This window comes from Pseudomonas tumuqii (assembly GCF_013184545.1).
In the GTDB taxonomy this organism is placed as follows: Bacteria; Pseudomonadota; Gammaproteobacteria; order Pseudomonadales; family Pseudomonadaceae; genus Aquipseudomonas; species Aquipseudomonas tumuqii.
The window spans coordinates 25,402-48,422 of the sequence record NZ_JAAOJA010000022.1 but is presented as its reverse complement, the minus strand read 5'-3'; the positions used below and the strand labels follow the sequence as shown (position 1 = coordinate 48,422).

Sequence of the window (23,021 nt, the reverse complement as noted above, 5' to 3'; positions counted from 1 at the left end):
GACAGGCTGGGATTAGTACGTCTCTCATAACCTCAATCTCTCGAACCGCCCGGTGCGGACCCGCATGCCGGGTGGTGTGGCAGGGGAGCGGCCTATGAAGGCCGCCTCCTATGCCGATGAGGGGCATGTAAGCCATCGCTTACACAACGTGTAAGTGATTAAGGGAAAGAATGGCAGGCAAGTCGCCGGTTGAGTCTAAGGGTTTAATTTAACTTACTGATTAATATGATTATTTTATTTTATGCTGCCAAGTGTTGTGTTTTTTCAGGTATTTGGCGGGCTTGTGGCAAAGCAGGGAAACGCTAGTATTACACCTGTGCCTAGGGACTGGCGCAGGCCGCAACGGATAGTGGTCAGGACAATCGCAGGACGCGATTTCATCAGGATGATGAGCAGGGAATACAGGGAGTAGGGACAAAAGAGTGGGCGGGTAATACCGCCCCTTTTTTTTGCCTGCAAGAAAGCAAAAGACCCGCGCAAGGCGGGTCTTTTAGTGAACGCCGGTCGAGTCTTAGCGTTCCAGGTGTTGCAGCTTGTCTTTTACGCCATCCCACTCTTCAGCATCAGGCAGCGCTTCTTTCTTCTCGGTGATGTTTGGCCAGACTTCAGCCAGGTCGGCATTGAGCTCGATATATTCCTGCTGATCTTCCGGCACTTCGTCTTCGGAGAAGATCGCTTGAGCCGGGCATTCCGGTTCGCAGAGTGCGCAGTCGATGCACTCGTCCGGGTGGATCACCAGGAAGTTCGGGCCTTCGTAGAAGCAGTCCACCGGACAGACTTCCACGCAGTCGGTGTACTTGCACTTGATGCAGTTGTCGGTGACGACGAAGGTCATTTCTAATTCTCTCCTCAGGCTACGGCGCGGGGACTGTTTTCCATAAACAGCCCCTCGGCTCGGGAAACTATGACTGCGACGCCAGGCTAGTAGGCCGCAGCATCCCAAAGCGCGCGCGATTCTAACAGCTTGCGCGCGCGGGCGTTAGACTCGCGCTTTCCATGTATATAACAGTTCCAACGCTTTGCGCGGAGTCAGATCATCCGGGTTGATCTTGAATAATTCCTCCAGCACCGGGTGCGGCAGGCTGGCAAACATATCGCTTTGCAGCGGAGCCGCCTGCTGGCCGGAGTCGTTGCGTGGCAAATCATGGGGCAGGCTGGTGGTTTCCAGGCGTGCCAGATGTTCGCGGGCGCGCAGAATCACTTCGCCGGGGACGCCGGCCAGTTGCGCTACAGCTAAACCATAGCTCTGGCTGGCCGGGCCGGGCAGTACATGGTGCAAAAAGACGATGCGTTCATTGTGCTCGGTGGCATTGAGGTGCACGTTGGCCACCAGCGGTTCGCTCTCCGGCAGTACCGTGAGTTCGAAGTAGTGGGTGGCAAACAGCGTGTAGGCGCGCAGTTTGGCTAGTTGCTCGGCGGCCGCCCAGGCCAGCGACAAACCATCGAAGGTGCTGGTGCCGCGCCCCACCTCGTCCATCAGTACCAGGCTGCTTGCTGTGGCGTTGTGCAGGATATTCGCGGTTTCGCTCATCTCCACCATAAAGGTCGAGCGACCGCCGGCCAGGTCGTCGGAAGAGCCGATGCGGGTGAAGATGCGGTCGACCAGCGACAGCTCGCAGCTTTTCGCCGGGACGAAGCTGCCGATATGGGCGAGCAGCACGATCAGCGCGGTCTGACGCATATAGGTGGATTTACCGCCCATGTTCGGCCCGGTGATGATCAGCATGCGGGTGTCATCGTCCAGGCTCAGGTCGTTGGCCACGAATGGAGTGGTCAGCACCTGCTCGACCACCGGATGACGGCCCTGCTCGATGCGCATGCAGGGTTCGTCGGCGAAGCGTGGACGGTTGAGATCGAGATTCAGTGCGCGCTCGCCCAGGTTGCTCAGCACGTCCAGCTCGGCCAGGGCCGCGGCGCTGTCCTGCAGCGGGCCGAGGTGACTGATCAGGCGTTCCAGCAGTTCCTCATAGAGGATCTTTTCCCGGGCCAGGGCACGGCTCTTGGCCGACAGGGCCTTGTCCTCGAACTCCTTGAGTTCGGGGGTGATGAAGCGTTCCGCACCTTTCAGGGTCTGGCGGCGGATATAGTCGGCCGGGGCCGATTCGGCCTGCTTGCTCGGCAGTTCGATAAAGTAGCCATGCACGCGGTTGTAGCCGACCTTGAGGTTGGCCAGGCCGGTGCGGGCTTTCTCGCGCACTTCCAGGTCCATCAGGTACTGACCGGCGTTTTCGCTGAGCGATTGCAGCTCGTCCAGCTCGACGTCGTAGCCGGTCTTGAGCACGCCGCCATCGCGGATCACCGCGGGCGGGTTGTCGATAATGGCGCGGGCCAGCAACTCGGCCAGCTCCGGGTAGGTGCCGACTATGCCGGCCAGGTCAGCCAGGTGCGGCGAGTCGAGGTCGGTCATGGCCTGTTGCAACTCGGGCAGGGCCGCCAGGGCGTCGCGCAGGCGCGCCAGATCCCGCGGCCTGGCGTTGCGCAAGCCGATCCGCGCGAGGATACGCTCCAGATCGCCGATTTCCTTGAGTTGTGGCTGCAGGGTCTCGAAGCGGTAGCGTTCCAGCAGACAGGCGATCGACTCCTGGCGCGCTTCCAATATCGTGCGGTCGCGCAGCGGGCGGTTCAACCAGCGGCTGAGCAGGCGACTGCCCATGGCGGTCTGGCAGCGGTCGACCACCGATTGCAGGGTGTTTTCACGGCCGCCAGCGAGGTTGATGTCCAGCTCCAGGTTACGTCGGCTGGCGCCGTCAAGAATCACCGTATCGTCGAGACGCTCGTGGCGCAGGCTGCGCAAGTGCGGCAGGGCGGTGCGCTGGGTCTCTTTGGCATAGGCCAGCAGGCAGCCGGCGGCGCCGATGGCCAGGCTCAGGTTCTCGCAGCCGAAGCCTTTCAGGTCCTGGGTGGCGAACTGCTGGCAAAGGCTCTTGTGCGCACTGTCGCGCTCGAAATCCCAGGGCGCACGGCGGCGCACACCGCGGCGTTTTTCTGCCGGCAGGCCCTGCGGCCAGTCGTCGGGAATCAGCAACTCGACCGGATTGAGGCGCTCCAGTTCGGCCAGCAGGTTCTCCCAGCCTTTGATTTCCAGCACGCTGAAGCGGCCGCTGGTGATGTCCAGCACCGCCAGGCCGAACAGCCGTTCGTCGCCGAGTACGGCGGCCAGCAAGTTGTCGCGCCGCTCGTCGAGCAGGGCTTCGTCGCTGACTGTACCCGGGGTGATGATGCGCACCACCTGGCGTTCCACCGGGCCTTTGCTGGTGGCCGGGTCGCCGATCTGCTCACAGATGACCACCGACTCGCCGAGCCTGACCAGTTTGCCGAGGTAGCCTTCGGCGGCGTGGTAGGGAATCCCGCACATGGGGATGGCCTGGCCGGCCGACTGGCCGCGGGCGGTGAGGGTGATATCCAGCAGCTTGGCGGCCTTTTTCGCGTCCTCGTAGAAGATCTCGTAGAAGTCGCCCATGCGGTAGAACATCAGCTGATCCGGGTGCTGGTTCTTCAGCCTCCAGTACTGTTGCATCATCGGCGTGTGAGAACTGAGGTCGCTGTGGCTCATCGTTTTAACTGTCCGGCTGAATCGCAAAAGCGCCTAGTGTACGGTATCCCCCTGGCAGGCTTTAACCCCGGAGTGCAGATGATCGTCAATGAGCAGGAGCTGGCCCGTTTGGCGGCCGAATTGGGGCGCCGGTTGCAGGCGCAAGGCGCGCAGGTGAGTACTGCCGAGTCTTGTACCGGCGGCGGTATCGCCGAGGCGATTACCCGAATCCCCGGCAGTTCGGCCTGGTTCGAGGCCGGTTATGTCACCTATTCCGATGGACAGAAGAGCAAGCAGTTGGCAGTGCCCGAGGCGTTGTTCGCCGCGGTGGGGGCGGTCAGTCGCGAGGTGGTCGAGGCCATGGTCCGTGGCGCCCAGGCGCACAGCGGGGCGCGTTATGCCGTAGCGGTCAGTGGCGTGGCGGGGCCGGATGGCGGTTCGGCGGAGACGCCGGTGGGTACCGTGTGGCTGGCCTGGGGTGACGGCGAGCGGCTGTTCAGTGCGCGTCGGCAGTTCGTCGGCGATCGCGGCGAAGTTCGCCGACAAACGGTCGAGGCCGCGCTGGAAGGGCTGCTGCGCGTGATTGCGCAAGAAAATCCAAATGCAGGGTAGGCGAGCGCCTTGCCCTGTGGAATAATACTGTCTACTTATACAGTTGTTAGTGGCCGCTAGCAGGCCCTTCTTTATTACGTGAGGACTTCAATGGACGAGAATAAGAAGCGCGCCTTGGCGGCAGCCCTGGGCCAGATCGAAAAGCAATTCGGCAAGGGTGCGGTAATGCGCATGGGCGATCACGATCGCCAGGCGATTCCGGCCATTTCCACCGGCTCGCTCGGTCTGGACATCGCCCTGGGCATTGGCGGTCTGCCGAAAGGCCGAATCGTCGAGATATACGGCCCCGAGTCTTCCGGTAAAACCACCCTGACCCTGTCAGTGATCGCCGAGGCGCAGAAGCTCGGCGCCACTTGCGCCTTCGTCGATGCCGAGCATGCTCTGGATCCCGAATACGCCGGCAAGCTGGGGGTGAATGTCGATGACCTGCTGGTATCGCAACCGGATACCGGCGAGCAGGCACTGGAAATCACCGACATGCTGGTGCGTTCCAATGCCGTCGACGTGATCGTCATCGACTCGGTGGCGGCCCTGGTGCCGAAGGCCGAAATCGAAGGCGAGATGGGCGACATGCACGTGGGCCTGCAGGCTCGCCTGATGTCCCAGGCGCTGCGCAAGATCACCGGCAACATCAAGAATGCCAATTGCCTGGTGATCTTCATCAACCAGATCCGCATGAAGATCGGCGTGATGTTCGGCAGCCCGGAAACCACTACCGGCGGTAACGCCCTGAAGTTCTATGCCTCGGTGCGTCTGGATATTCGCCGCACCGGTGCGGTGAAAGAGGGTGATGAAGTGGTCGGCAGCGAAACCCGGGTCAAGGTCGTGAAAAACAAGGTGGCGCCGCCGTTCCGTCAGGCCGAATTTCAGATCCTCTACGGCAAGGGCATCTACCGCAATGGCGAGGTTATCGACCTCGGCGTGCTACACGGCCTGCTGGAAAAATCCGGTGCCTGGTATAGCTATCAGGGCAACAAAATCGGTCAGGGCAAGGCCAACTCGGCCAAGTACCTGGAAGACAATCCTGAAGTGGCACGCACCATCGAGGGCCTGATCCGCGAGAAACTGCTGGTAGTCAGCCCGCCGGTCAAGGCTGGCGCAGGCGATCTGGCCACCGCCGAGGCCTGATTCGTAGAGTATGTCTGTCGTACTGGATAACCTCGTCGCGGTGCGCCGAGCGGCCATGGATCTACTGGCGCGTCGCGAGCATGGGCGCGTCGAGTTGACCCGCAAGTTGCGTCAGCGTGGCGCCCCGGTTGAACTGATCGACACAGCCCTCGAGCGCCTGGCGCAAGAGGGTTTGTTATCCGAAGCGCGTTATCTGGAAAGCTTTGTCGGCTATCGTGCGCGCGCCGGTTATGGGCCCTTGCGCATTCGTGAAGAGCTGATCCAGCGCGGCTTGTCGCGGGCCGCTGTCGAGCAAGCACTGCGCGACAGCGGCATCGATTGGCGTGAGCAACTGGAGCAAACCTGGCGCCGCAAGTTCGCCGGTCAACTGCCGGGCGATGTCCGTGAACGTGCCCAGCAGGGCCGCTTCCTCAGTTATCGCGGTTACCCACTGGATCTGATCGACCGCTTGTTGCGCGGCATCGATCTGGACTGAAACGCCCCTTGAACCCGGAGCCTGTGCTCCGGGTTTTCTGTTTATCGGCGGCGGTTATGTGCACTGCTTTGTTGGCGCTACGCGTTACGCAAAGCTGACCTCGTTTGCCAACCGTACTCAGCTTGGCTGTTCCCAATGCTGCGGCTGGTTGATCAAATTCAGCAATTCGCGCAAGCGGCCGTGGTCGCGGCTATTGAAGGCGAATGCCAGGCGAGTCAGATGGCAGAGTTCCGGCTCGTCCTGCTCGGACTCGCAATAAGCTTGCTGGTGGAAACCACCGCTCTTGCACAGGTCGATGAACTCGATGTTCAGCTGCTGCATGGCCGCTTCATTGAGCATGTAGTTGAGGCGGATCACATAGCGATCCTTGAGCCAGCGACTGGAGTGGTAATTGCGATAGAACTGCGCGATTTCATCGGCCGCCTCTGTGGCGCTGTGGACCAGGCGCACCAGATGCAGATCGCTGGGCAGGATATAGCGGTTACCCACCAGCTGTTTGTCGATAAAGGCCATGGCATCTTCCCAAAAACTGCCCCCCGGTTGATCGAGCAGTACCACGGGCACCAGTGGACTCTTGCCGGTTTGAATCAGGGTCAGCACTTCCAGCGCTTCATCCAGCGTGCCGAAGCCGCCAGGGCAGAGCACCAGGCCATCCGCTTCCTTGACGAAGAACAGCTTGCGCAGGAAGAAGAAGTGGAACGACAGCAGGTTGCTGGTGCCATGCACGGTGGCATTGGCCCCTTGTTCAAAGGGCAGGGTGATATTGAAACCCAGGCTGTTTTCCAGGCCGGCGCCTTCATGGGCGGCGGCCATGATGCCGCCACCGGCACCGGTAACCACCATCAAGTCGTGTCGCGCCAGGGTGGCGCCGAGTTCGCGGGCCAAGGCATACAACGGGTGATTGGGCGGCGTACGCGCCGAGCCGAATACGGTAACCTTGCGCCGCCGTTTGAACTGCTCCAGTGAGCTGAAGGCGTGCTCCATTTCACGCAGGGTTTGCAGCATGATCTTGGCGTCCCAACGATTGCGGTCGGCCTGGGCCATGCGAATCACCGTAATCAGCATGTCGCGATACAGCGGCAGGTTCGGGCTGTCGCCAGGGGCGACCAGGGTTACCAGCTCGTCGACTTTGTCGGCGAGGTCGATGCCGCTGGTCTGGAAGTGGCGGGATAAATAATCATCCGGTTCGTAAGGCATTCGACTTCTCCTTTCAGGATGCCGGCCGGATTCTTTCGCTACTGTGAAAGCCCGACCCTCTTCAGAGTATGGCTCGGGCTTGTGCTTTGGCGGGCTAAATACCTGATCAGATTGCAGAAAATATCCGTTTTGGGCGGGCGTCAGTGACGGATTCGGCTGGCCCGCTGCTGGATCCCGAGCCGGTTCGCCAGCATGAAGGCCGAGAGGGGTGAAAAACTCTCGCCTGCTGCTGCGGCCGTCTCCAGACGCCCTAGGCTGCGACCCATTACCTTAGTCAGTCCGCGATCCGTAGGGGGGCACTCGCCCTAGACAGCCCCGCGCCTGCAATCCTTGGGGATTGCACCGGTTCGGCTTGCTGCAGTCGTCCCGCATTGCTCAGATGGCGATCTGTTCGCCTGGCTCGGGAATGCTGGCAATCCAGTTGAGGCGCTCGCGCAGGGCTTGTTGCAGCACCTGCATTTTCTCCAGCTCGCCATGCACCAGATACAGCTCGGGGTGATGGTCGAAATGACTGACCCAGTCGAGTAACTGCGACTGTCCGGCATGGGCGGAGAAACCACCGAGGGTGTGGATCTGCGCTTTGACCGCGATGCGTTGGTGGAGCATTTTCACCGTGCTGGCGCCGTCGACTATGGCGCGCCCCGGGGTGCCTCTGGCCTGGAAGCCGGGGAACACCACATGGCAATTCTCGCGCCAGAGGTTGTGCTTGAAGTGGTGGGCGATGCGTCCGCCGGTGCACATGCCACTACCGGCGATGATGATGGCGCCGCTCTTGACCCGGTTGATCGCCATGGACTCCTCCGGCGTCGGCGTGCAGCGCAGTATCGGCAGCCAGTCCTCGATGCGCCTGGCGGGTTTGTCCGCGATGGCCGCATGATCGTCCGGGTCGAACAGGTGTTGAAAGCGCGAATAGATGGCGTTGGCTCGAATGGCCATCGGGCTGTCGAGAAACACCGCCTGCTGCGGCAGTCGGCCTTCCTGGTAGAAACGCCCGAGGTAGTAGATCAGGTCCTGGGTACGGCCCACGGCGAAGGCCGGAATCAGTACGTTGCCGCCGTCGCGATGGGCCTGCTGGAGAATCTCGGCCAGCTCATCCAGGGTGTCGTCACTGCAGCGGTGATCGCGATCGCCGTAAGTGGATTCCAGTAGCACCAGATCGGCGCGATCGAGCGTAGTCGGGGCGTGCATCAGCGGTGAGCAGGTGTTGCCGAGGTCGCCGGAAAACACCAGGCGACGGGTCAGGTGATGATCCTGCACCTGCAGTTCGACGATTGCCGAGCCAAGGATATGCCCGGCATCGTGAAAGGTTACCTGTACGCCCTTGGCCACTTCGATTGGCTCGCCATAGGCCTGCGGGCGTCGTTGCTTGAGTGCCTGCTCGGCATCCTCGGTGGTGTACAGCGGGCTGAGCGGCGGCTTGCCCAGGCGCGCACGCCACTTGTTCTCCCACTCGGTATCCTTTTCCTGGATCTGCGCCGCATCCAGCAGCATCAGTTCCATCAGTTCACAACTGGCGTCGGTGGCGAAGATCGGCCCGCGATAACCGGCCCCGGCCAGTTTGGGCAGCAGGCCGCTATGGTCGATATGGGCGTGGGAAATCACCACGGCATCCAGGCTCAGAGGGTCGAAGGGGAAGGGCGCGCGGTTGCCTTCCTCCTCTTCACGGCGCCCCTGGCGCATGCCGCACTCCAGCAGCACTTTGGCGCCATCGCGGCTTTCGATCAGGTAGCAGGAACCGGTGACTTGCTGGATGGCGCCAAGGAAACTGAGCAGAGCCATGTGGGAAATCCTTGATGAGGGTGAATGACCACAGAGTGCCGCGAATGACGGCTAGCGGCCTTGATGCATATCAGGGTGTCGGCTGCTCTGGTTGTCCTAGACTGTGCGAAAACACCGGGAGAGCGCCCATGTCGCAACTATTGCCGAGTGCCAGCGAACTGGCCGCACATGCCCTGGTCGAGCCCGGCTTCGCCGCTTGGCAGCAGGGCTACGGCCCTGTAGAGCATAGTTCAGAGACCCGTGCGGCGGTCTTTCGAATGGCCCATCAATTGGTCCAGGCCGGTCAGCAGCCTGACCTGGCCAGCGTCTATGCCCTGCTGCGCGCATTGGACCGGCTGAACGCCGCCGGGTTATGGCTGGTGGTGCACATGACCTATGCCAGGCGCGTGCGCCTGGACGGTATGGCCCTGGAACCTGACGACTTCAAGGTAAAGCCCGAGGGACACACCGGTGGCGCCTTGAACATGGTGCCCGCCTATGCCGCCTACCTGGCGTTGAATGCCCTGACGGGGGAAACCCGTGGCTGGCTGATGGGCCAGGGCCACTGTGTGGCGGCGGTCGAGGCGCTGAATCTGCTGACCGCCAACCAGCACCCCGAACAGGCTGCGCGCTACAGCTGCGATGAAGGTGGCATGAGCCGGCTGGTGGCGGATTTCTACAGCTATGCCCAGGCGCCCGATGGCGCGCCGGGAGTGCCCCTGGGCAGTCACGTCAATCCGCATACCGCTGGCGGTATCGCCGAAGGGGGCTACCTCGGCTTTGCCGAGTTGCAGTACTGCCACTTGCCTTTGCCCGGTGAAAAGCTGGTGGCCTTCCTCTCGGATGGCGCGGCCGAAGAGCAGCGTGGCAGCGATTGGATGCCGCGCTGGTGGCGGGCGCAAGACTGCGGTGTGGCGCTACCGGTGATGATCGCCAACGGCAGGCGTATCGAACAACGCACCGAGCTGGGTACGCAGGCGGGGCTGGAAGGATTTCGTCAGCACCTGCGCCACTGCGGATTCGATCCGATCAGCTTCGATGGGCGCGATCCGGCGGCTTTCGTCTGCGCCCTGTGGCAGATGGAGCAGCGTCTGGGGCATCGGGTTGCCGAGTTGCACAGTGGCATCCTGCATTATCCGTTGCCGATGCCTTACGCGATCGCCGAAACCGAGAAAGGCTTCGGCTTCTATGGCGCCGGCAGCAACGCCGCGCACAACCTGCCGCTGCCGGCCAATCCACATCACGACGACGCCGCGCGTGCGCTGTTCAATCGGCATGCTGCCGGCCTGTGGGTGGCGCCTGACGAATTGGCCCAGGCCTGCGCGCAATTCCGTTGCGCGCACGGCGAGCGTGCGCTGGAGCGCGACCATCCGTTGGCGTTACGCCAGCCCGTGGCGCTGCAACTGCCCGAACTGCACTACCACGGGCAAAGCTGCTCGCCGATGTCGGCGCTGGACCGCTTCTTCGTCGAGCTGGTGCAGGCTAATCCGCAGCTGCGCCCGCGGGTGGGTAATCCGGATGAGCTGGCCAGTAATCGCCTGGAAGGCGTTCTGCATGCCCTCAAGCACCGGGTCTGTGTGCCTGAAAGCGAGTTGGAAGCAGTGGATGGCGCGATTATTACCGTGCTCAACGAGGAGGCGGTGGTGTCTGCCTGCCTGGCCAATCAAGGCGGCCTGAACCTGGTGGCGAGTTATGAAGCCTTCTGCGTGAAGATGCTCGGCGCGGTGCGCCAGACCCTGATCTTCGCCAGGCAGCAGAAGGAAGTGGGGCGTCCTGCCGGCTGGCTTGGCTGGCCGCTGGTGGCGACTTCGCATACCTGGGAGAACGGCAAGAACCAGCAATCGCACCAGGACACCAGTTTCTGCGAGGCGCTGCTCGGCGAGATGAACGACATGCTGCGGGTGCTGTTTCCGGCCGACCATAACTCATTGCTGGCCCTGCTGCCGGCGGTCTACCAGGCGCGCGGGCAGCTGGCTTGTATCGTCAGCCCCAAGCGCGAACGCCCGGCTCAGTTCGATCAACAGCAGGCCGAACAACTGGCCCGTGATGGTGCCCTCCTGCTGGACCAGCACGATGGCGCCGACCCCGTGCTGCTGATCGCCACCGGCGCTTATCAGTTGAGCGAGATGCGCCGTGCGGCGGTGCGCCTGAGTGCGAAGAAATGCGCCTGGCGCCTGATTTACCTGCAGGAACCGGGGCGCTTTCGTGAGCCGCGGGATCACTGGGAAGCACAAGTCGTGGCGCCGGCCGCACTCCGCACTGCGTTATTCCCTGCGCGGTATCCGCGCCGCGTGCTGCTGACCCATATGCGCCCGGAAGTGGCGCGTGGGCATCTCTGGCCGATCCTCGGCGATGCCCGCAACAACCGGGTGCTGGGTTACCGCAACCGCGGTGGCACCCTGGATGAGGCGGGCATGCTGTTCGCCAATCAGGCGACCTGGGCGCACGTGTTGCAAGCAGTAGCAGAGCTGTTGGGTATCCCCGCCCAGAAGCTCTTGAGTCGCGAGGAGCGGGCTGCGCTGGCCGGCAAGGGCAAGCCCGAATGCCTGCGCTAGAACCGCCCGGCAGAGAGCAGGATATTAAGCGACTGGGTGGTCCGCAGCGGGGTGCGGGTGATCGGCGCGACAGGGGAACGCCGATCCCATGCACGTGCGCGACCGACGCATGACCTATTGGCCGCAGTCGCTGTTACTGAAGCGCTCGCTGACGATCGGACGATTGGTCTTGTACTCGCTGAATTCGTAACGCAGGACGGCGCCACGCGCCAATAACTGGCGATAGCCCTGGTTGCGGCACACGCTGTTGGCCAACTGCGCGCGCACGCTGTCCGGGTTGCCGCGCATCTGTGCGGCGTGGTCGGGGCGCACGCTCAGGTGATTGACCAGTTCATTGCCTTTGACGCTATAACCTTGATCGAGAATATCCTCGTTGATCGCCCGTGGCGTGCCAACGCTGCTTTCCTGGGCGACTCGTTCAAGGGTCTTGCTCAGCTCGAAATCGTTCAGCGATGCGGCCTGAGCGAGCACGGGTAGGCTAAGGGCGAGGATTACGGCGATCAGGCGCGGCATGGGGGGTCTCCAGAGTCAGTTCGAACCCTTCGACAGGCATCAGCCTGCAGAGGTTCAGCAGGCGACTATCTTACTTGGCTGGCGGGGTTTACCCCACCTGCAATAGTGGTGGCTTTGTTAGACTGGCGGGCTTACCGCCCCAGGATCCAACATGCCGTCCATTTCTCGCTGCGGAACGCTTTGCCCATGAGCCATGCCGTCGCGCGTTTGCGCTCCGCGCGCATTGCGCGTAGTGAAAAACCCTTCCTGGCCCGCGGCTCCAAGGCCGTGCGTTGCCAGCGTTGCCGACTCGCCCTGAGCCATTGCCTGTGCGCCTGGCGTCCGCAGATCGAGGCCAGGTCGGGTGTGTGCCTGCTGATGCATGATGTCGAGGCGCTCAAGCCGAGCAATACCGGTTGGCTGATTGCCGATGTAGTGGCCGACACCTCGGCCTTCGGCTGGTTGCGCACCGCGGTTGAACCGGCCTTGCCGGCGCTGCTGAGCGATCCGCAGTGGCAGCCCTATTTGGTATTTCCCGGTGAATACGCCGGGCCTGAGCGGGTGGTCAGTGAGGTGCAGCATGCGCCTGGCAAGCGGCCACTGTTCATTCTGCTCGATGCGACCTGGACCGAGGCGCGCAAGATGTTCCGCAAAAGCCCCTACCTCGACAGCTTGCCGGTGCTCAGCCTGCAGCCCGAGCAGTTGTCGCGTTACCGTCTGCGTCGATCCACGCGCGACGATCACCTGTGTACCGCCGAGGTGGCGGCGCTCTGTCTGGAATTGGCCGGCGATCAGCGCGCCGCCGACGCGCTGAATGCCTATCTGGATGTCTTCAGCCAGCACTACCTGGCGGCTAAAGCTCCACGCGCGGTTGATCTGGACGACGCCCTGCATCAGCATTTGCGGCTGTTTCTGTGAGCAGTTGGCTGGGGTTTTTCGGCCATAGTTGCGCCAGCAGCATGCCGGCGAGCATCAGCGCACAGCCGAAATAACCACGCAGGTGCAGCGCTTCGCCCAGTAGCCAGGCGCCTGCAATGGCGGCAAACACGGCTTCCAGCGAGAGGATGATCGCGGCATGCGAGGCGATCGCATGCTTTTGCGCCACCACCTGCAGGGTAAAGCCGATCGCCACGCCGAACAGCCCGCCATACAGAATCGCTGGCCCGGCGGCGATGATCGCGTCGAGGCGGATGTCCTCGAAGATCAGCGCCAGCAGCAGGCTGATCAGCGCACAGGTGGCGAACTGCACCACGGCCAGACGCAAAGGGTCATGCCGTCTGGCGAACACCCCGACCAGCAGCACATGCACGGCCCAGACCAAGGCTCCGGCCAATTGCAGCCAGTCGCCGGAAGCAACCTGAAAGCCTTCGCCAACGCTGAGCAGGAACATACCGACCACCGCCAGCGAGGCGCCCAGCCAGATGCCCAGCCCCGTCTTGTGGCCGAGCAACAGGCCGAGCAGGGGCACGATGATCACGTACAGGCCGGTGATGAATCCGGCGTTGGTGACACTGGTGAAGAGCAAACCGACCTGCTGCAGATTGATCCCCAGGGCCAGTGCCAGGCCCATCAGGCCGCCACCCAGCAGCAGATGGCGGTTCAGCGGCGCGGTGGGCGTGCTGCGCGAGCGGCGCTCGAGTAGCGGTAGCAGCGGCAGCAGAATCAACACCGCCAGGGCAAAACGCAGACCGCTGTAGAGCAGTGGTCCTATCGAGTCCATGCCCAGGCGCTGGGCGACGAAGGCCGAGCCCCAGATCATGGCCGTCAGCAGCATCAAAAGGTCGGCGCGCAGGGCCTGGCTTCGCATAAAACAGCCTCGTTGGGAAAAAGGGCAGACTGTGCCGCAAAGCAACGCGCTTGACCACTCCGAGATCGCTCGGCATGCTGGGCGCCGTCCTAGGCGCATTTGCGGTTGCCCGTGTACTATGCGCGGCTAAATCGAGTGGCCTGTCATGTTTCAGTCGACAGGCCAGCGCTAGCGGTACCCACATAACAAGAACAGGATCTGCAATGGCCGCTTATGAAATCCTGATTGCCGACGATCATCCGCTTTTTCGCAGTGCACTGCAGCAGGCGCTGACCCTGGGTCTTGGCCCGCAGGTGAGGCTGGTAGAGGCTGCCAGCATCGCCGAGTTGGAAGCCTGCCTATCGGGAAAAGCAGATTGGGATCTGGTTCTGCTCGACCTCAACATGCCCGGTGCCTATGGTTTTTCCGGTCTGGTGCTGCTGCGCGGGCAATACCCGCAGGTGCCGGTGGTGATGGTCTCGGCGCAGGAAGAGGCGGCCGTGGTGGCGCGGGCCCGCGAGTTTGGTGCCAGTGGCTTTATTCCCAAGTCCAGCTCCCTGGAGAGCATCCAGCAAGCCGTACAAGTGGTGCTCGATGGCGATACCTGGTGGCCGGAGCAAACCGAGGAGGCCGCCCAGGTCTCTGCCGAGGCCAAGGCCGCCAGCGCCGGCCTGGCCAGCCTGACTCCGCAGCAGTTTCGCGTGCTGACCATGGTCTGCGACGGCCTGCTGAACAAGCAGATCGCCTACGAGTTGAGCGTTTCCGAGGCAACGGTAAAGGCGCATGTCACGGCGATTTTCCGCAAGCTCGGCGTACGTACCCGCACCCAGGCGGCGCTGTTGTTGCAGCAGATGGAATCGATCCCCAGCAATTGACGCGCGCTTGATGCGCGTTACTCGGCAGGGTGGCGTCGGTTTGCGTGTGCCGGTCTAGCGTTCTCGTGGCGGCCGGCCTTTTATAGTGTGGATAACCTTCTTATGTCGCCATTCAAGGGCCAGACTGGCCTTAAGCGTATCGTTAATGCTGCGGGCTATTCGCTGGCGGGTTTGCGTGTCGCGATTGCTGGCGAAGCCGCATTTCGTCAGTTGATGTTGCTCAACCTGGTGTTGATTCCGTTGGCGTTCTACAGCGACGTCAGTCGGGGCGAGCGCGCCCTGATGGTCGGTGTCTGCCTGTTGGCGTTGATCGTCGAACTGCTCAATTCGGCGCTGGAGGCGGCGGTCGATCGGATTTCCCTGGAGCTGCATCCCTTGTCGAAAAACGCCAAGGACATGGGCAGCGCCGCGCAACTCGTGTCCCTGGCGCTGATCGCCAGTGTCTGGGCGGTGATCCTGCTGGGTTAATCGGTGGTGAATCGGTCACTGCTGGCAGTGCCCGCCACGTCGTGCGATCAGGCAATGTTCGGCAGCACTATCTCATCGCTGCGCTTGACCCCGGCAGTCAGCGCCCGGCATAGCTCGATGAATTCGCGCATGGCAGCCGTCTGGTACTTCTGTTTGTGCCAGATGAAGTAGAACTGCCGGCGCAGATCCAGTTCGGGCGTTTCCACCGCCACCAGGCTGCCACGGCGAAAGGCATCGCGCAGGGCCAGGCGTGAGATGCAGCCAATGCCCAGGCCCGACTCCACCGCGCGCTTGATCGCCTCGGTATGTTCCAGCTCCAGGCGCACGTTCAACGAGCGCGGATGATGACGCATCGCCTGATCGAAGGTCAGGCGCGTGCCTGAGCCCTGTTCACGGAGGATCCAGGCTTCCTGGGTCAACTCGTCCAGGCTGGCTGCGCCGCGCTTGGCCAGGGCATGCTGCGGGGCGCAGAACACCACCAGTTCGTCCTTGACCCAGGGTTGCACCTCGATATCCGGGTGCTGGCAGTCGCCCTCGATCAGGCCCATGTCCAGCTCATAATGGGCGATCTGCTGCACCACATAGGCGGTGTTGTGTACCTGCAATTTCACTCGGCATTCGGGATGGCGCTGCATGAAACTGCCGATCAACAGGGTGGCCAGGTAGTTGCCCACCGTCAGGGTGGCGCCGACATTCAACGAACCGAAACCACTCTTGCCGGCCAACAGGCGCTCGATTTCCTTGGCCTGCTCGAGCAGGGCCAGCGCCTGGGGCAATAACTGCGAGCCCAGGGCATTGAGGACCAGACGCTTGCCAGCGCGATCGAATAGTTGACAGTCGGTTTGCCGCTCCAATTCACTGAGCGAAGTGCTGGCCGCCGATTGCGACAAGGCCAGCGAGTCGGCCGCGCGGGAGACGCTTTCCTGCTGGGCCACGGCGACGAATACCTGGAGCTGTCTTAGGGTAAATCGCATATCTATATAACCGATAACCTATATCTTGATTATTCACTTAACAGATATTCTGCCCGCGTCTAGAATCCGCTGCAACCGCCATTGCCCGTGATCTTGAGGACCTAGCATGAGCAACCTGAACGTCGAGCGTGTACTCAGTGTTCACCACTGGAACGACACCTTATTCAGCTTCAAGACCACCCGCGATCCGGGCTTGCGCTTCGAGAATGGCCAGTTCGTGATGATCGGCCTGCAGCAGGATAACGGTCGGCCGCTGATGCGCGCCTATTCCATCGCCAGCCCGAACTACGAAGAGCACCTGGAGTTCTTCAGCATCAAGGTGCAGGACGGTCCACTGACTTCGCAGTTGCAGCACCTCAAGCCCGGCGATGAGCTGGTGGTCAGCCGCAAGCCCACCGGCACCCTGGTACTCGACGACCTGTTGCCCGGCAAGCACCTGTACCTGCTCAGCACCGGCACTGGCCTGGCGCCTTTCATGAGCGTGATCCAGGACCCGGAAACCTACGAGCGCTACGAGAAAGTGGTGCTGGTGCATGGCGTGCGTTACGTCAACGAAGTGGCTTACCGCGAGTTCATCACCGAGCACCTGCCGCAGAACGAATACTTCGGCGATGCCTTGAAGGACAAGCTGATCTACTACCCGACCGTGACCCGCGAAGAGTTCGAGAACCAGGGCCGCCTGACCGACCTGATGCGCAGTGGCAAGCTGTTCCGCGATATCGGCCTGCCGCCGATCAACCCGCAGGACGACCGCGCGATGATCTGTGGCAGCCCGAGCATGCTCGACGAAACCGCCGCGGTGCTCGACAGCTTCGGCCTGAAGATCTCCCCCCGCATGGGCGAGCCGGGCGACTACCTGATCGAGCGCGCCTTCGTCGAGAAGTAGGCTCCAGGGTTTTCTGCCAAGGCTTGGCGCAAGTGCAATCCCGTTCTCTTGACTCAAGTGAACGGGATTTTTTCTGCGCGGATGCAATTCGGGGAGACACCCAGCGCCGACTTATTGCTCGCGGATGGCATCCGGGCTACGCGTTGCACGGCTGGCTGATGTCACTCACCTGTTGAGTCCGCCGCTGGAGCAATCACCCGGGCAAAAGCCTTCAGCGGGGGCTTGGTTCGAGCATGATCTGAAAGCAGTTGCCGCCGCTTTTCTTCGCCACGTACATGGCGTTGTCGGCATGACTGAGCAACTGGTGCGCATCATCACCATGCTGCGGATAGAACGCCACCCCGATGCTCGGCAGAACCCGGTGAGCCTGACCATTGAGGTCGAATGGCTGGTTGAGCGCCAAGCGGATTTTCTCGGCGACCAGCAAGGCATGATCCGGCGATTGGAAGTCCTCGAGCAGCACCACGAATTCGTCGCCGCCCAGGCGTGCGACCGTATCCGATTCGCGAATGCATTGCTTGAGGCGATTAGCAACCATCTGCAGCAGTAGATCGCCGATGGCGTGACCGAAGGTATCGTTGACCTGCTTGAACTTGTCCAGATCGAGGAATAGCAGCGACAGTTGCGTGTGCTCCCGGCGTGCCCTGGTCAGTGCGGTATGCAGGCGGTCATGGAGCAGCGCGCGGTTAGGCAGGCGGGTCAGTTGGTCATATTGGGCCATGAACTGCAGGCGACTGAGCATCTGCTGGCGTTCGATGGCCGACGCCACCTGGGTCGAGACGAATTGCAGCAGCTCTTTGTCCCTGTCGGTGTAACGCGCCCCATGGGTATAGCTCTGGACTACCAGGGCGCCAATGGTGCCGTTGTGCGAGGTGAGCGGCACGCCCAGCCAGTACAGTGAAGCGCAGTCGATCGCCTGCACATGCTCGGGCAATGTCGTCAGCGTTTCTGGCGAGAGCAGCAAGGTCTGTCCGGTGCGGATGATTTCGGCGCTGAGTGTAGCCGCGTCGCGCTTGTGCGGAGCCGGTGCCGGATGGTGCTCATCGATATGGTAGGGAAAGCTCAGCTGGTCATTCTGCTCATCGTAAAGGGCCACGGAGAAGTTGATGGCCGGTAACAGTTCGCCGACGATCGAATGAATTTTCTCGAACAGACCGGGTAGGTCCTTGGTCAGGTGCGCCGCTTCGGATATGGCATAGAGCGCCGCTTGCATCGTCTCGCTGTGTTTGCGTTCGCTGATGTCGTGGGCCACGGCAATCCGCAGTTGATCGTCCGCCGACCAGCGTGCCGACCACATGATGTGAACGATCTGCCCATCCTTGCGGATATAGCGATTTTCAAAGCTGGGTTTGCTGGTGCCTGCCATGATGTCGCTGGCCGTTTGCAGAGTCCTGGCGCGGTCTTCCGGCACTACCAGTTCGATCATGTTCCTGCCGACCATTTCCTCGGCCGTATAGCCAAAGATCCGCTCGCAGGCCGCACTGACAAAAACGAAGCGGCCCTCCTTGTCGACCACACAGATGGCATCGAGCAGAAGGTCGACAAGGTCGCCTGATGGCACGTAAGACTGTTTTTTCATAAGGTAAATTATGGATTCTCGGGACTGGCCATGACCTGCGGGGGAGTGTGGCGATGTGCCGAAAGGTGCTGCCCACGAGTCAACTTTAGCCGCAGCCCAGGCACTGCGGAAGCAATACTTCAATCAAAATGTGTAGTGGTCGCGCGCAGGCGGGTAACTATTCTGTTTGGCTTTCGGCTGGCCCGTTCAGGCCGCCACCACGTCCAGCACACAGATCTTGCCCGGCTCAGGATAGTGCCAGCGCACATCGACATCCCAGAAGCGCGCGCCATAGCGCCGTTCGGGCGCTGGTACCTGATAGGCCGGGCGCGGATCCTGGGCCAGGCATTGCTCGATCAGCTCGATCAGCGGCTGGTCCAGGCGCAGGCCATGGCTGCGCGCCTGGCCGAGGGCGCCGTCCAGCCAGTGCACCTCGATCAGCCGCGGAGCAGCGTCGGCGATGCGGTTATAGGCGCTCGCGACGCTGTCGGCATAGGGCACATAGGGTTTGATATCCAGCACCGGGGTGCCGTCGAGCAAATCGATCCCCGACAGCCAGAGTCTGCCCGGCTCTACCGCGTCCAGCTTGACCACCGATTGACCGATGCCGTTGGGGCGGTGGGTGGCGCGGCTGGCGAACACCCCCACCGATTTATTCCCACCCAGGCGCGGTGGGCGCACTTTCAAACGTGGCCGGTCTTCCAGGGCCTGGTGAAACAGGAACAGCAGCCAGACATGGCTGACCTGCTCCAGGCCCTGCACCGCTTCGCCAGTATCGAAGGGAGCGACCAGCTCCAGCACGCCACGGGCAGCCGGTGCCAACTGTGGCTGACGGGGAATGGCGAACTTCTCCTTGAAGCAGGAGCGGACAAAACCGATGGGTGAGACGGAGTAGGGCATGGGGGCGACGGTCAGCAGTGGCGGGGGCTCATCTTACCTGCAATGCGCGGCGCTCTTAAGCAGTCGTTAGGGTCTGTTGCCGTTTCGTCGCGAGCCGCGCCGAAACGGCAACAGACCCTAGCCCAGCAGCAGCCACAGGCTCCAGCCGAGCAACAACAAACCGCAGATACGGCTGAGCCAGAGCCCCTGCGGCAGATTTTTCTCCAGCAGGATGAAGGCGCCGATCACTGCCACCCAGAGCAGGTTCATCACGCCGACCACGAACAGCAGGCCCATCAGGGCCCAGCAGCAGCCCAGGCAGTAAGCGCCATGGGCCAGGCCCATGCGCCAGCCGCCGAGCACGCCGGGGCGCCAGTAGCCGAGCAGAAAATGCAGCGGCCCGCGGCAATGCTCGAGGCAGACCGCCTTGCTTGGCAGCCACTGGTAGACGCCTGCGACCAGCAGCAGGCCGGCGCCCAGCGCGGTACTGCTGCTGCGCATCCCCGGGCTGAGCAGGGCGAGCTGCTCGAGCGCCCATTGCAGCGCCGTGGCGCCCAGGGCGAAGCCGGTCCAGACCAGGCCATAGGCGCTGCAGAACAGCAGCAGGGCCAGGTGTCGCTGTGGCGCCGGCATGCGCTTGCGCAGCATCTGCTGGTAGATCAGCAGCATGGGCAGGGCGCTGGGCAGCATCATGCCGACCATCATCACCGCCCACATGGCGAACATCAGCAGCGCATCGGTCAGGCTCCAGGGCATGAGCATGCCGGCCATCGCCGCATCGGCCATGCCGCCAGGCGCACTCATGTCGCGGGCCATTTGCAGCAGCATCAGCCAGGCCAGGGCGGTCAGCGCGAGCAGGCAGAGCAGGAACAGCACCTGCTCGCCTGTCAGGCGCTTGCCCTGCGTCGCGGCCTGAAGTTCTGCCATCTTTACGGCTCTATGCCATGGCCGGTGAAGTGCACGTGGGCGAGGTGGCTATGGCTGCCCTGGGATTGCAGTTTGAGGGCTGAATGAGTCTGGTAGCTGCCGCTGGCTACTTCGGCCTCGAGGAACTCGAAACCGTCGGGCAGGGACAGGCGGACTCGATGAGGCGAGCCGTCGATCGGGCTGCGGATCGGCTCGCCGCTGGCCTGCAGCACGCCTGGAATGTCCAGGTGCGCCAGGCGCTGATCGACATCGATGGACAGGGCGATGGGCACGAACTGCGGTTCGAACACTTCACTCATGGTGGTGCTGAACACCTGAAACACGTTGGCTCCGGGGTCACTCTCCAGGCCGGAGAGGATGGTCAGCAGTGCCTGGCGTTGCGCGTCGTCGGCGCGTTCATCGATGAACACCTGACAACTGCCGTTGCCCTCATGGATGGCGCCTGGCCAGGCGAAGGTGGCGGCCCAGCACAGGCCATCCAGCGCCACCTGATTGAAATACCCGTGTTCCACTTGCATCGACGCCACCGCCTGGCAGTGGCCATGGGTTGGTGGTGCATCGAATTGACAGGGGCAGCCCCAATTGCAGTTGCAGGCAATGAATTCGACGCCCTGCATGCGCCATTCGGCGATGGCCATGATCAACCTCCTTCACCTGGCTGGTGAAACGAAAGCTGCGGTTACCCCCATCCCTCCATTAATTAACGCTAGCAGGGCGCGCGCATCGGGCAGGGGCTGCCGACCAAAGGTCGGGCTCGGCCGTGGGCACTGGTCAGAGGTGGAAGCCACCGTCGATAGGGATGATGGTGCCGGTCATGTAGGCGCCGGCGGTGCTGGCCAGGCTGATTGCCAGGGCGGCCATTTCCTCTTCGCGGCCCCAGCGTTTCATCGGGATCAGCGCGGTGTCTTCGGCCAGGGCCTGTTCGTCCTGGGCGATGAACTGGGTCATCTTGCTCGGAAAGCGCCCCGGCGCGATCACGTTGACGTTGATGTGCTGGCCGACCAGTTCGCGGGCGAGCATGCGCGACAGCTGATGCAGCGCGGCCTTGCTCGGGCCATAGGCATAGGCGTCTTCGCCATGGGAGGTGATGCCGGCTACCGAGCCGATATTGATCACCCGCGCCGGATTGGCCGCCGAACCGGCCTTGCGCAGCAGCGGCAGCAACTGCTGGATGCAGCTGAACACCGAGGTCACGTTGAGTTGCATGACCTTCTCCCAGCCCTTGGCCGGGTAAGACTCGAGCGGCGCACCCCAGGTGGTGCCGGCATTGTTGACCAGGATATCCAGTTGGCCGATTTCGCCGGCCAGCTGCGCGGCCAGCGCCTGCACGCCTTCCTCGCTGGCCAGGTTGGCGGCCATGCCATGGCAAGTGCCGAAGGCCGAGAGTTCGGCGGCGGTTTGTGCGCAGGCCTCGCCGTCACGGGCACAGACGTAGACAGTCGCGCCGGCTTCGAGGAAGGCTTTGGCGATCATCTTGCCAATGCCGCGAGTGCCACCGGTGACCAGGGCGGTGCGGCCTTGCAAAGAGAAGTAGGGGTGCATGGCGAATCCTCTTGGGGGATGAATGCCACTAGCCTAATCGCCTGCCTGCCGCGCGGCAGGCATTATTGCGCCTGGGAATGCAGCGCCATGAGCCATGCAGGTACGGTTTAGCCGCGCACGCGCAGGGTCAGGCCCTTGAGGAAGTTGCGCAGGAACTGATCGCCGCAGGTGCGGTAGTTGCTGTGGCCGAACTTGCGGAACAGCGCGCTCATCTCGGGTTTCGACACCGGGCAGTCGACGCTCTGCATGATCGCGTGCATGTCGTCTTCCTTCAGTTCGAAGGCGACCCGCAGCTTTTTCAGCACCATGTTGTTGGTCACCGGCAGCTCGAACGGCTGGGCCGGACGGCTTTCGTCCTTGCCGCGCTTGAAGTACACCAGGCCATCGAGAAAATGCGCCATCAGCTCATCGTCGCAGGCCACGAAGCCTTCCTCATCCTCCTTTTTCAGCAGGGCGTCGAGTGTTTCCAGCTCGACCTCCTTGCCGCTGAGTTGAATGATTTCGGTCATCTGCACATCGTTGACGTCGAGCGTGTAGCGCAGGCTGCGCAGTACATCGTTATTGAGCATGGGGGTGTCCTGAAAAGGGCTGGCGCCTGAGAGGCGCCAGCTGGAGAAAAGTTAGAAGCGCTCTTTGCCGGCGAGATAGCGCCATTGGCCGGGCTGGACCTTGGCCATGGGCACGCCGCCGATGCGGATGCGCTTCATGCCCAGTACCTTGAGGTCGACACTGTTGCACATGAAGACGATCTGCCCGGGCTGCGGGTTCTTCAAGGCGAAGCGCAGGCGGGTTTCGTTCTGCCAGCTGACCTTGCACGGCGGCAGGGCGGTGCCGTTGAAGCTCAGGCCATGGTTCAGGCGTTTCAGCTGGCTGTTACTGAGCGTGCCGAGCACCTCGACCACGTATTCCTGTTCCAGCTTGGCCTGATCTTCCTTGAGCTTGCGCTCGATACGCCAGTCCTGGGTCAGCACGTGCAGGCCATCGGCGCCGGCCTGCAGGGGCAGGCAGGTGACCAGGCGGGCGAAGTGGCTTTTCAGCGGGCGGATGCCGGAGTTGTCGTCCGGCCACTGGCTGGCCGGACCGACCGACTCGACCGCGCGATCCGGGAAATGCCCGGAGGGCACATGCAGCAGCAGGGTGACTGGTTCGACCGGCGCCAGTACGGCGTCCGGCAGCAGTTCGACGCGCTGCGCCTCGACCTTGAACTGCGGCTCTTGCACCACCACGCCGTCGACCGTCACCCAGCCGCCCTCGATATACAGCTCGGCCTCGCGGCGCGAGCAGCCGACCAGTTCGATCAGGCGTTTGGACAGGCGTATCGGGTCGGTCATGGAAAGAGTCGTCGGCAAAAAAGGGCAACCATTGTAACTGGCCAGG

Annotated in this window: 22 protein-coding genes; 8 read left to right on the top strand and 14 right to left on the bottom strand. The window is 62.4% G+C overall.

Annotated features, from left to right (window positions below):
• Nucleotides 1-511: 511 nt before the first annotated feature.
• Together fdxA and mutS are read right to left on the bottom strand one after the other, a co-directional pair.
• Nucleotides 512-835, bottom strand: coding sequence for a ferredoxin FdxA (gene fdxA / locus G9C89_RS23435; RefSeq protein WP_090500306.1), 324 nt, complete (start codon nt 833-835; stop codon nt 512-514).
• A gap of 144 nt (nt 836-979) precedes the next feature.
• Nucleotides 980-3,553, bottom strand: coding sequence for a DNA mismatch repair protein MutS (gene mutS / locus G9C89_RS23430; protein ID WP_172152841.1), 2,574 nt, complete (start codon nt 3,551-3,553; stop codon nt 980-982).
• Nucleotides 3,554-3,631: 78 nt separating this feature from the next.
• On the opposite strand from mutS, the gene G9C89_RS23425 reads away from it, so the two are divergent.
• From G9C89_RS23425 to recX, 3 genes are all read left to right on the top strand, one after another.
• Nucleotides 3,632-4,144 (top strand): CinA family protein, encoded by a 513-nt coding sequence (locus G9C89_RS23425; protein WP_172152840.1) that lies wholly within the window; start codon nt 3,632-3,634, stop codon nt 4,142-4,144.
• 90 nt (nt 4,145-4,234) lie between these two features.
• Nucleotides 4,235-5,272, top strand: a complete 1,038-nt coding sequence (recA, locus tag G9C89_RS23420) for a recombinase RecA (protein ID WP_172152839.1) — start codon at nt 4,235-4,237, stop codon at nt 5,270-5,272.
• 10 nt (nt 5,273-5,282) lie between these two features.
• Complete coding sequence (recX, locus tag G9C89_RS23415) at nt 5,283-5,747, top strand: recombination regulator RecX (RefSeq protein ID WP_172152838.1); 465 nt, start codon at nt 5,283-5,285, stop codon at nt 5,745-5,747.
• A gap of 117 nt (nt 5,748-5,864) precedes the next feature.
• On the opposite strand, the gene G9C89_RS23410 is transcribed toward recX, so the two are convergent.
• Both G9C89_RS23410 and G9C89_RS23405 read right to left on the bottom strand, forming a co-directional pair.
• On the bottom strand, nt 5,865-6,944 hold the full coding sequence (locus G9C89_RS23410; RefSeq protein ID WP_172152837.1) for an LOG family protein: 1,080 nt from the start codon (nt 6,942-6,944) through the stop codon (nt 5,865-5,867).
• A gap of 375 nt (nt 6,945-7,319) precedes the next feature.
• A complete protein-coding gene (locus tag G9C89_RS23405) occupies nt 7,320-8,723 on the bottom strand; it encodes an MBL fold metallo-hydrolase RNA specificity domain-containing protein (protein ID WP_172152836.1) in 1,404 nt (467 codons plus the stop codon).
• Between the two features lie 128 nt (nt 8,724-8,851).
• Here G9C89_RS23405 and G9C89_RS23400 point away from each other — a divergent pair, with 128 nt between their 5' ends.
• Entirely contained in the window at nt 8,852-11,257 is a 2,406-nt protein-coding gene (locus G9C89_RS23400; RefSeq protein ID WP_172152835.1) for a phosphoketolase family protein, read from the top strand.
• Between the two features lie 114 nt (nt 11,258-11,371).
• Here G9C89_RS23400 and G9C89_RS23395 read toward each other — a convergent pair whose 3' ends face one another.
• Complete coding sequence (locus tag G9C89_RS23395) at nt 11,372-11,770, bottom strand: quorum-sensing-regulated virulence factor family protein (RefSeq protein WP_172152834.1); 399 nt, start codon at nt 11,768-11,770, stop codon at nt 11,372-11,374.
• 186 nt (nt 11,771-11,956) lie between these two features.
• Between G9C89_RS23395 and G9C89_RS23390 the strand changes: the two genes are divergently transcribed.
• The gene (locus G9C89_RS23390) at nt 11,957-12,667 is read left to right on the top strand and encodes a tRNA-uridine aminocarboxypropyltransferase (RefSeq protein WP_172152833.1); all 711 of its coding nucleotides are present in this window, start codon (nt 11,957-11,959) and stop codon (nt 12,665-12,667) included.
• Here G9C89_RS23390 and G9C89_RS23385 read toward each other — a convergent pair.
• Nucleotides 12,603-13,556, bottom strand: a complete 954-nt coding sequence (locus G9C89_RS23385; RefSeq protein ID WP_172152832.1) for a DMT family transporter — start codon at nt 13,554-13,556, stop codon at nt 12,603-12,605. The genes G9C89_RS23390 and G9C89_RS23385 overlap by 65 nt on opposite strands.
• 203 nt (nt 13,557-13,759) lie before the next feature.
• On the opposite strand from G9C89_RS23385, the gene erdR reads away from it, so the two are divergent.
• Nucleotides 13,760-14,410, top strand: coding sequence for a response regulator transcription factor ErdR (erdR, locus tag G9C89_RS23380; RefSeq protein ID WP_172152831.1), 651 nt, complete (start codon nt 13,760-13,762; stop codon nt 14,408-14,410).
• A 102-nt stretch (nt 14,411-14,512) separates the two neighbouring features.
• The gene (locus G9C89_RS23375) at nt 14,513-14,878 is read left to right on the top strand and encodes a diacylglycerol kinase (protein ID WP_172152830.1); all 366 of its coding nucleotides are present in this window, start codon (nt 14,513-14,515) and stop codon (nt 14,876-14,878) included.
• A 47-nt stretch (nt 14,879-14,925) separates the two neighbouring features.
• Here the strand turns inward: G9C89_RS23375 and G9C89_RS23370 are convergent, their stop codons facing one another.
• Entirely contained in the window at nt 14,926-15,852 is a 927-nt protein-coding gene (locus tag G9C89_RS23370; RefSeq protein ID WP_172152829.1) for a LysR family transcriptional regulator, read from the bottom strand.
• Nucleotides 15,853-15,958: 106 nt separating this feature from the next.
• On the opposite strand from G9C89_RS23370, the gene fpr reads away from it, so the two are divergent.
• Complete coding sequence (gene fpr / locus G9C89_RS23365) at nt 15,959-16,738, top strand: ferredoxin-NADP reductase (protein ID WP_172152828.1); 780 nt, start codon at nt 15,959-15,961, stop codon at nt 16,736-16,738.
• 211 nt (nt 16,739-16,949) lie between these two features.
• On the opposite strand, the gene G9C89_RS23360 is transcribed toward fpr, so the two are convergent.
• From G9C89_RS23360 to G9C89_RS23330, 7 genes are all read right to left on the bottom strand, one after another.
• Nucleotides 16,950-18,317 (bottom strand): sensor domain-containing protein, encoded by a 1,368-nt coding sequence (locus tag G9C89_RS23360; RefSeq protein WP_172152826.1) that lies wholly within the window; start codon nt 18,315-18,317, stop codon nt 16,950-16,952.
• A 186-nt stretch (nt 18,318-18,503) separates the two neighbouring features.
• Nucleotides 18,504-19,196: a tRNA (N6-threonylcarbamoyladenosine(37)-N6)-methyltransferase TrmO gene (tsaA, locus tag G9C89_RS23355; protein WP_172152815.1), complete on the bottom strand. Its 693-nt coding sequence runs from the start codon at nt 19,194-19,196 to the stop codon at nt 18,504-18,506.
• A gap of 117 nt (nt 19,197-19,313) precedes the next feature.
• The gene (locus tag G9C89_RS23350; RefSeq protein WP_172152813.1) at nt 19,314-20,102 is read right to left on the bottom strand and encodes a DUF2182 domain-containing protein; all 789 of its coding nucleotides are present in this window, start codon (nt 20,100-20,102) and stop codon (nt 19,314-19,316) included.
• 2 nt (nt 20,103-20,104) lie between these two features.
• Nucleotides 20,105-20,740 carry a DUF1326 domain-containing protein gene (locus tag G9C89_RS23345; RefSeq protein WP_172152811.1) on the bottom strand — a complete coding sequence of 212 codons (636 nt, stop codon included), beginning with the start codon at nt 20,738-20,740 and terminating at the stop codon, nt 20,105-20,107.
• 133 nt (nt 20,741-20,873) lie between these two features.
• Nucleotides 20,874-21,644: an SDR family oxidoreductase gene (locus G9C89_RS23340; RefSeq protein ID WP_172152809.1), complete on the bottom strand. Its 771-nt coding sequence runs from the start codon at nt 21,642-21,644 to the stop codon at nt 20,874-20,876.
• 107 nt (nt 21,645-21,751) lie between these two features.
• The gene (locus tag G9C89_RS23335) at nt 21,752-22,213 is read right to left on the bottom strand and encodes a YehS family protein (RefSeq protein WP_172152807.1); all 462 of its coding nucleotides are present in this window, start codon (nt 22,211-22,213) and stop codon (nt 21,752-21,754) included.
• Between the two features lie 51 nt (nt 22,214-22,264).
• Nucleotides 22,265-22,975 carry an rRNA pseudouridine synthase gene (locus tag G9C89_RS23330; protein ID WP_172152805.1) on the bottom strand — a complete coding sequence of 237 codons (711 nt, stop codon included), beginning with the start codon at nt 22,973-22,975 and terminating at the stop codon, nt 22,265-22,267.
• Nucleotides 22,976-23,021 lie beyond the last annotated feature (46 nt).